Annotated in this window: 8 protein-coding genes; 4 read left to right on the top strand and 4 right to left on the bottom strand. The window is 68.5% G+C overall.

Going from position 1 to position 7,099, the window contains the following annotated elements; translation table 11 throughout:
* On the bottom strand, positions 1 to 364 hold a 364-nt coding region (locus tag Q0716_RS07095; protein ID WP_299021365.1), incomplete at its 3' end, for a polyphenol oxidase family protein.
* A gap of 85 nt (positions 365 to 449) precedes the next feature.
* Complete coding sequence (gene maiA / locus Q0716_RS07090) at positions 450 to 1,124, bottom strand: maleylacetoacetate isomerase (protein WP_299021361.1); 675 nt, start codon at positions 1,122 to 1,124, stop codon at positions 450 to 452.
* A gap of 217 nt (positions 1,125 to 1,341) precedes the next feature.
* On the opposite strand from maiA, the gene Q0716_RS07085 reads away from it, so the two are divergent.
* The 4 genes from Q0716_RS07085 to Q0716_RS07070 are packed head-to-tail and all read left to right on the top strand — an operon-like array spanning position 1,342 to position 3,693.
* Complete coding sequence (locus Q0716_RS07085; RefSeq protein ID WP_299021359.1) at positions 1,342 to 2,382, top strand: TRAP transporter substrate-binding protein; 1,041 nt, start codon at positions 1,342 to 1,344, stop codon at positions 2,380 to 2,382.
* A gap of 57 nt (positions 2,383 to 2,439) precedes the next feature.
* On the top strand, positions 2,440 to 2,994 hold the full coding sequence (locus Q0716_RS07080) for an NUDIX hydrolase (RefSeq protein ID WP_299021357.1): 555 nt from the start codon (positions 2,440 to 2,442) through the stop codon (positions 2,992 to 2,994).
* A gap of 56 nt (positions 2,995 to 3,050) precedes the next feature.
* Positions 3,051 to 3,317, top strand: a complete 267-nt coding sequence (locus Q0716_RS07075) for a hypothetical protein (RefSeq protein ID WP_299021355.1) — start codon at positions 3,051 to 3,053, stop codon at positions 3,315 to 3,317.
* 34 nt (positions 3,318 to 3,351) lie between these two features.
* Complete coding sequence (locus Q0716_RS07070; RefSeq protein WP_299021353.1) at positions 3,352 to 3,693, top strand: Hpt domain-containing protein; 342 nt, start codon at positions 3,352 to 3,354, stop codon at positions 3,691 to 3,693.
* Between the two features lie 4 nt (positions 3,694 to 3,697).
* Here Q0716_RS07070 and Q0716_RS07065 read toward each other — a convergent pair whose 3' ends face one another.
* Both Q0716_RS07065 and smc read right to left on the bottom strand, forming a co-directional pair.
* Positions 3,698 to 4,741 (bottom strand): cell division protein FtsZ, encoded by a 1,044-nt coding sequence (locus Q0716_RS07065; protein WP_299021363.1) that lies wholly within the window; start codon positions 4,739 to 4,741, stop codon positions 3,698 to 3,700.
* Positions 4,741 to 7,099 (bottom strand): chromosome segregation protein SMC (gene smc / locus Q0716_RS07060; RefSeq protein WP_299021351.1); only part of this gene is annotated, 2,359 nt, incomplete at its 5' end. The genes Q0716_RS07065 and smc, both read right to left, overlap by 1 nt.

Raw genomic sequence — 7,099 nt, 5'->3', positions numbered from 1 at the left:
GCGCCTCCAGCACCCCCCACCCCCCCTGCCCTGCCAGACCCCGCCAGCCGGCGTGTACCGCGGCCACCGACTGTCCATCGTCTGGCGCCAACAGAATGGGCAAACAGTCGGCCACCATCACGGTGCACGCCACCCCTGGGTGATCGGTCCAGCACGCATCAGCCTCGACGCCGTCGGGTGTATCCGGCGTCACGTGCACCACGCCGCTGCCATGGACCTGGCGCAAAAAGACGGGACGCACCCCGAGCGCGGCGGCAAACCGGCGGCGGTTGACGGCCACGGCGGCTTGCGCGTCGCCGACGTGGTCGCCCAGGTTCAGCGACGCCCACGGCCCCACGGAGACGCCGCCCGCGCGGGTGCTCATCCAGCCCTGCGCCGCCGCACCCAGGTCGGCCTGCAGGCCCGGTAGCCCGGCGCGCACCTGGAGGACCGGCGCACGGATCGCGGCGTTACTCGGCATCGGGGCAGCGGCTGGGGTGCGCACGCTGAAATGCCTCGAGCTGCATGCAGCGCTCATAAACGGCCAAGGTCCGCGGGATGCCCTCGTAGACCAAGCCGAAGCGCTGCCCGTTGACGATCTGCGGCACCAGGCAGCAGTCGGCCAACGTCGGTGTGTCGCCATACGAGTACACCGAAGGCGGCAGCCCACGCTGTGCGCGCTGGCGCTCGATCTCGGCCAAGCGCCGCTCGTAGCTGCGCAGACCCTCCATCACCCAATGGTTGTACCACGCGGCACGCTGCGCCTCGTCCAGCCCCAGCGACCCCGCCAGGTACTTGAGCACGCGCAGGTTGTTGATCGGGTGGATTTCACAGGCCACCGTCTGCGCCAGTGCCCGCACCCGTGCGCGGCCGAGGGGGTCGCGTGGCAACAGGGGCGGCTCGGGGTGGGTTTCGTCGAGGTACTCGATGATCGCCATCGACTGGCTCAGCAGCGCATGATCGGGCTGCCCCTCCACGTCGAGCACGGGCACGAGCGAGTCCGGGCTGAGGGCGCGGTACGCCTCGCCGTGTTGCTCACCGCGCGCGAGATGGACCGGGATGTAGTCATACGGCAACCCCTTGAGGTGGAGCGCGATGCGCACCCGAAACGAGGTGCCGGAGCGGAAATAGTTGTAGAGCTTCATGGGGATGGCGTGAGCACGCGAAGCGTCACAGTCTAGCGCGCGGGCTGCCCCCAGACCACCCCTACGGGAAAACCCTCATCCCGCCCCACGTGGCGGCCATCCGACCCGGGGGATCGTCTACACTGCGCCACCGATGTGCGCCGCCCTCTCCGCCGCGGCCCCCGTCGGGGCGCACAACTGTCTGCCGGGGCCCCTTCGTTACCAGGAGTTTTTCGCCATGGTTTCACGCCGTACCGTGCTGAAGTCGGGTGCCGCCGCGCTGGCCGCCCCGGGCCTGATCGGCTTTGCCCAACAGAGCGTCACGCTCAAGTTTCACACCTTCATGTCGCCGACGTCCAACGTCTGGCTCAACATGCACAAAGCATGGATGGACAAGGTGGAGCGTGAGTCGGGCGGGCGCATCAAGTTCGAAGCGTACCCGGCCATGCAGCTCGGGGGCTCGCCGGTGCAGCTGTACGACCAGGCCAAGGACGGTGTGGTCGATATCGTCTGGACACTGCCCGGCAACACCCCGGGGCGCTTTCCGCGGACCGAGGTCTTCGAATTGCCGTTCATGATGACCAACGCCGAGGCCACCTCGCGTGCCTTTTGGGAATTCATCCAGACCAAAGCCGCCGACGAGTACCGCGACATTCATCCGATCGCGTTTCAGGTACACGGGCCGGGTGTGATCCACGTGAAATCGCGGCTGGTCACCCAGCCCGACGATTTGCGCGGCCTGAAGATGCGCGGACCCACCCGGCAAATCACCAAGATGCTCGGCTATCTGGGCGCCACGCCCGTCGGTATGCCGTTGCCGCAAATTCCGGACGCCTTGTCCAAGGGGGTGATCGACGGCTGCGTCATCCCCTGGGAGGTGGTGCCGTCGGTCAAGGTGCACGAACTGGTCAGTTACCACAGCGAATTCGACCCCAAGGGTGGCGCGCTCTACACGACCACGTTCGTGATGGGCATGAACAAGGCGCGCTACCAGTCGCTGCCGCCCGATTTGCGCAAGGTCATCGATGCCAACTCCGGTATCGAGACATCGGCTTTTTTGGGTCGCGTGCAACAGTTGGGCGATGCCCCGGCGCGCAAACAGGCCGCCGAGCGTGGCAACCGTATCCACACCCTCGGGCTGGCCGAGGCACAGGAGTTCCGCCGCCGCGCGCGCCAGGTCGAAGTGGAATGGGTGCAGGACATGGACAAGCGCGGCTTCAACGGCCGCGATCTGCTGGAGACGGCACGCAAGCTGATCGAGAAGCACACCAAGGCCTGACCGCGACGTTGGCCCCGCAGCCCGTGCGCGCAAGCAGCGGGGCTTACACTAGCGCGCATGTTTCGCAGTTCCATCCGCTTTTGCCGCGCTTGCGCGACGGCGGTCGAATACCGGGTCCCCGACGACGGTGACACGCGCGTGCGCGCGGTCTGCCCCGCCTGCGGCACGATCCACTACGAAAACCCCCTCAACGTGGTGGGCACCGTGCCTTACTGGGGACCCCAGGGTGAGCAAGTGCTGCTGTGCCGGCGCGCCATCGAGCCGCGCCGGGGCAAGTGGACGCTGCCGGCCGGCTTCATGGAATTGGGCGAAACCACCGCGCAGGGCGCCCTGCGCGAGACACAGGAAGAGGCGGGCGCGGAAGTCGCGCTCGAGGGGCTGTTCACGCTGCTCAATGTGGCCCGCGTCGGCCAGGTGCACATTTACTATCGGGCCCGGCTGCTGAGTGAACGCTTTGCCCCGGGTCACGAGACGCTGGAGGCGCGCCTGTTTCACGAGCATGAAATCCCGTGGGAGGAGCTGGCCTTTCGCACCGTGCAGGAGACGCTGCGCCACTATTTCGACGATCGGCGGCGCGGGCACTTCGGCGTGCACACCGGCGACATCGCATAAGACCCGATGCACACGATGGCACGCGCTATCGCGCGGTCGGCCCGGCCCCGCGTGACATGCGTCACGAAGGCGCGATCCATTTTGATGGCATCGATCGGAAACTGCAGCACAAAGGCCAGCGACGAGTGACCGACATCCTGCATGGCCAGGCTCTCGGCAATCTCGAGCTTGAGCAAAGAAGCGGATACAGCCGAAACCTGCAGCCAGACTTTGGCGTCTGGGCGATCGTGTCGGGATCGGCTGCGGAAGCGCTCATCTGGGATTCATCCATCCAGTGGACGGCGGCCACGCGCCATGACGCGGGCGCCACCCTCATACAATAGCACCGAAATATCGACCTTCTTGCAGGGCACGCCCATGACGGCATTCCTCGATCGAGCCAGTTTGGACGAAATGGTTACCCTGCTGGGTGACGACTTTCTCGACATCGTTCGGCTATTCATCGAGCAACTCGGCAGCGACGTGGCCCAGCTGCAAGCGGCCCGCGCGGCGGGCGACTGGGATCGGCTGTACCGGGCGGCGCATACCCTCAAAGGCAGTAGCGGCAACGTGGGCGCGAGCGCCCTGTCCCTGAGTGCGGCGCGACTGGAACGGGCGGCGCGGATGTCCGACGCCGCGGCAGCGGACGGCGAACTGGCCGCATTACCCGCACTGGCCGAGCAAACGGTGGCGGCGTTGCGCGCGGGCCGCTACGCCTGACGCGTCAACCAAACAGCCGGCGCGCCTGGGCAGATCCCGCCGGAAAGCCGCGCGCCTCCAGCGCCCCATACAGGATTTCCAATTCACCGCCGATGCGATCCAGCGCCGCAGGGTCGAGTGGCTGTCCTGCATCGTCGCTGACCCAGCCATCCATGGCCGCCGCCAACGCAGCCGAGAGCTCGCGCAGGCGCTGGTAGGGGCGTTCATCCCGCGCAACATGGGTGGCCTCCAGCGTCAGCCGCACCTCGCGCAAAACGGCCAGTTCCGGGTCTTCGGCCAGCGCGGCCTGGGTTTCGAACTGCAGCACCAGCACCGGCGCCGCGCCTGGTGTGCCCCCGGGTAATACCATGCGCCCCGGCAACGCACCCGGCACGAATCCCAGCCGCGCCGCATGTTGCATCACATAGCCAGGATTCCACGCCGCCCGGCGCGCGCGCACGGTGAAGGCCAGTTGCGCGTCGTGCGCGGCGGCAAACTGGTCTAGCTCGCGCGCGCGCTGCACCACCGTCAACATGTCGGGCAAATCGGCCGCGGCTTGCAGGTGCTCGGCCCAGGTCTGTAACTTTTGCACAAACTCGGAGTACTCGATCTCGTTGAGCGACCCGGCACGATTGGCGAGCTGAATGCCCGCCCGCAACGCGCGATAGCGTTGGCCCGGGCGTGGCTGCTCCCACGTGTCGTCATTGGGGGCGTCCTCTGCCAGCCCTTCGATCACGAAGGGTTTGCTGCCGATGCGGCGACTGCCCGGCAGGGCCTGCAAGACGGCGTCGCCCGACACGGGCTTTTCCAGCCGCAGCGGCACGATGACGTCGAGCCGCTCGCACAACACGCCGGGGACGGCGGCGGCCGGCACATTGTTCGCCGGCGCCATGTCGCCCTCGAGCGTGGGTTCGCGGCGCCCCTCCGCGGCATCGACGGTTGCCTCGCCCGCCGGCGGCGATGGCGCACGCCGGGGTTCGGCCCGGCGCGTTTGCCAGCGCTGGTATGCCCACACGCCCAGCAGCAGCACCACACCGGCGACGATCAAACCGATCTGCAATGGACTCATCATGGGGTCGCATTCTCCATCAGCGATGTCGCAGCCGCCAAATCCACCGCAACGATGCGTGAAACGCCCTGCTCCGGCATGGTCACCCCAATCAATTGCTCCGCCATTTCCATGGCGATGCGATTGTGGCTGATGAACAAGAATTGGGTGTCACGGCTCATGCGCGTGACCAGCCGCGCGTAGCGTTCGGTATTGGTGTCGTCCAGCGGCGCGTCCACTTCGTCGAGCAAACAAAACGGCGCCGGGTTGAGCTGGAAAATCGCAAACACCAGCGCGATGGCGGTGAGCGCCTTCTCGCCCCCCGACAACAGGTGGATGGTCTGGTTTTTCTTGCCCGGCGGCTGCGCCATGACCTGAACGCCGGCGTCCAGAATTTCCTCGCCGGTCATGATCAGGCGCGCCTGTCCGCCCCCGAAGAGCTCGGGGAACATGCGCCCGAAGTGGGCATTGACGGTCTCGAAGGTGTGCCCCAGCAGCTCGCGGGTCTCGGCGTCGATTTTGCGGATCGCATCCTCCAGCGTCTGGATGGCCTGTTGCAGGTCGTGCGACTGGCTGGCCAAAAACTGCTGCCGCTCGCGCGCGGCGCTGAGTTCTTCGAGCGCGGCCAGGTTCACCGCCCCCAGCGCGGCCATGTCGCGCTGCAGTCGGTCGATCTCGCCCTGCAGCCCCTGCAAGCGCACGCCGTCGGCCTGCACGGTGCGCGCGACTTCCTCGGGATCGACACCCGCCTCCGCCAGCCATTGGCTGTACTGGTCCAATGCCAGCTGAGCCGCTTGCTCTTTGAGCTGGAATTCGGTGATGCGCTGGCGCAACGGATCGAGTTCGCGCTCGCAGCGTAGCCGATGCTCGTCGGCCGCCCGCAGGCGGGCCGTCAACTCGTCGTAGCGGCTGCGCACCGCCGCCAGCGCCTGCTCGCGCCGCTGGCGCTCGTCGAGCGCGCCCTGCAAACCGTGGCGCGCCGCCGCGTCCGTGAGGCGCTCCAATTCGGCCTCGCACTGCGCACGATCGACCGCCAGACGTGCCTCCTGCTCGCGCGCCGCTTCCCACTGACGCTGCCACTCGGCTCGCCGGGCGGCCAGCGAGCGCTGGGCAAACGCCGCCTCTTGAGCCTGGCGCTCGATGGCGCGGGCTTGCTCGCGCGCGCCGTGCAGGCGCCGCTCGGCGTCGCCGGCCGCATCTTCGGCATACGCCAGCGCCTCCTGCGCATCGGCCAGCTGCAGGTCCAGCGCCTCGAAGCGGCCCTCGGCCTCGACGCGGCGCATTTCGATCGCCGCCAGACTCTCGTCGACCTCGGCCAGGTCGGCGTCGAGCCCCTGCAGGCGCTGGCGGGCCTGCTCGGCGGCTTGTTCTCCCTTGAGCAACTCGACCTGGACGGCATGGCGACGCTGCTGCGCCTCGGCCACATCGCGGCGCGCCTGCTGGATCTGCTGGTTCACCTCGGCCACGCGCGCCCGGGCGCGCTGCAGGCGCAGCTGCGCCTCTTCGTGGATGAGGGCCAGCGCGCGCACCTCTCGCCCGAGGTGCTCGATCTCGTGCGCCCGCGCCAGCAAGCCGGCTTGCGGATCATCCTCCGCATAAAACGCCACATCATGCGCCCCCACGCTGTGGCCCTGCGGGGTGTAGAGCCGGTGCCCGGGCGCCAGCTCGCCGCGCAGCCGCAACGCGGTCTCCAGATCGGACACGCACCACGCGCCGTGCAGCCATGCCGCCAACACCGCATGCAGCGTCGCGTCGTGCAGGCGCAGGCGCTCGGACAACGGCGTGCACCCCTGCGGACCTACCGGAGCGCTCGACACAGGCGCGCCCGACGCAGGGGGCGAAAAAAATGCCAGCTTGCCCGGCGGCGCCTCGCGCGCCAGGCCCTGCACCCCTTCGAGCTGGCGCACTTGCCGCGCCCGCAGGCGCTCACGCAGCGCGGCCTCCAGGGCCGTCTCCCAGCCCGGCTCGGTATCCAGTTGCGTCCACAGGCTGGGCAGGGCGTCCAAGCCGTGGCGCTGCAGCCAGGGTTGCACCCGGTCGTCGGCCTGCAGCTTTTCCTGCAGGGCCTGAAGGGCCTGTCGTCGCGCCTGCGCCTCGGCCAGCCGTCGGCCGGCCTCTTGCTCCGCCTGCAGGGCCGCGTGCTGCTCGTCTTGCGCCTCGGGCAACCGGGCCTCGGCGATGGCTAGCCGCTCTTGGGCCAGCACCCACGCTTCCTCCGCGGCCATCGCCTCGGCCTGCCAGTGCGCCAGTCGCTCACCGTCCGGCGGCACGGCAGCGGCCCGCTCACTGCCGAGCCGGTCGCGGCGCAGGCGCAATTGGCGCGCCTGCTCGTCCAGTGCCCGCTGCTCGGCGGCCAGCACGCCAAGTGCCTGCTGCACG

Source organism: uncultured Tepidimonas sp., assembly GCF_938045175.1.
GTDB lineage: Bacteria > Pseudomonadota > Gammaproteobacteria > Burkholderiales > Burkholderiaceae_C > Tepidimonas.
Note: the sequence above shows the minus strand (reverse complement) of the source record. Positions and strands in the feature narration are given on the sequence as shown.